The sequence below is a fragment of the Flavobacterium bomense genome (assembly GCF_003970355.1).
Map to the genome: position 1 here is coordinate 1 of NZ_RYDJ01000088.1, position 1,524 is coordinate 1,524.

The window sequence follows — 1,524 nt, forward strand, 5'->3', positions numbered from 1 at the left end:
GTTCGAAGTTTAAACGGACCTGACGCAAAAAACCTCTTCGGTTATAGCGGATGGAATGGTACTATTGTGCCTAAAGATTTCTTTTTGAAATACGACGACAAAGATATTCGCAAAAAACAATTCCGTTATGGAGATCAAGGTGGTGGAGTCAATTATTCTATTGATGTGGCCTCTTTGGACAATCCAGGAGCTGCACCTCAAGCGGGTGTTCGTAATACTAAATTTTATCCTGTAACCCCTTCGGACGGTGGTGGAGCATCCAATGATTTTCCAATTTACAGATATGCCGATGTATTGTTAATGAAAGCCGAATGCAATGTAAGACTTGCCAATGCAGCAGCTGCAAAACCTTTCGTAGATCAAATAAGACAACGTGCGGGATTGGGAATTTTAGCAGCCAATCCAACCTTGGACAATATATATAACGAAAGAGGATTTGAATTGAATTGGGAAGGTCATAGAAGACAAGATATGATTCGCTTCAATAAATTTTTGTTGGCAAATGAATTCAGAGGCGTTTCAGCTGCTTTCAGAAAGTTATTCCCATTACCAACGGCAGCTTTAGACGCAAACAAAGGACTAAAACAAAATCCAGGTTACAACTAAATCTAGAACTATTATGAAAATATATATATACAAGTTATTCGCAATAGGCACTTTACTTTTTCTAAGTGCATCCTGTACAAATGACACGGAGCTTACCAGTTTGAAAGAGGTGAGTTTTAGCAGTGCTCTTGTGGCATCACCCAACACAATCGTTCTTAAAACTACTACTGCTTCACAACCTGTAGTAGCGTTCTCTTGGCCAGCAGTAGTTTTTCCTATTCAAGCTCCTGTAACCTATGCTTTAGAATTTGATATTCCATCGGATGTTTCAGGAAGTACCGCTTGGGGAAAAGCAGTAAGAGTTGAAGTGGGCGAAGATGTTTTAAGCAAATCGCTTTTAGGAGATGACCTTAACAAAATGGCTATTAAATTAGGCCTTCCGGTAGATGTTGCCAGTAAAATAGTGGTTCGTGTAGAGTCGTATTTAGATCGTAAAATCTATTCTGAACCTATTACGATTACAGTTACACCTTTTGCAAAACCAGTTGTTTTTGGAGAAATCTATATGCCTGGATCTTATCAGGATTGGATTATTGGTACAGCCGCCGCCCTCAAAGCAATTGATAGTGGAGTATATCAAGGGTATGTAACTTTTCCCGCTTCAAAAGGGTTGGGATTCAAATTTACCAATGAGAGAAATTGGAATCAATTTTACGGTGCCGATGCCAATGGCAATATTTTAGACGGTAGCACCACCGATTTTGCAATTACAAAAGCAGGAACTTATCAAATGACGGTTAACCTGAACACATCAAAATGGACTGCAGTGGCTTACTCTTGGGGAATAATTGGAACCGCAACTCCTGGTGGCTGGGACAATTCAACCAATATGGCTTACGATCACCAACTAAAAGTATGGAAATTTACGGGTGCTTTAAAAGCAGGTGCTTTAAAATTCAGACCTAATAATGCTTGGAC

At 39.6% G+C, this 1,524-nt stretch carries 2 protein-coding genes; both read left to right on the forward strand.

Features of this window, described 5'->3' with window-relative positions; translation table 11 throughout:
* A partial coding sequence (locus EKL98_RS15735; RefSeq protein WP_148104433.1) for a RagB/SusD family nutrient uptake outer membrane protein occupies nucleotides 1–606 on the forward strand: 606 nt, incomplete at its 5' end.
* Between the two features lie 13 nt (nucleotides 607–619).
* A partial coding sequence (locus EKL98_RS15740; RefSeq protein ID WP_126563127.1) for a SusE domain-containing protein occupies nucleotides 620–1,524 on the forward strand: 905 nt, incomplete at its 3' end.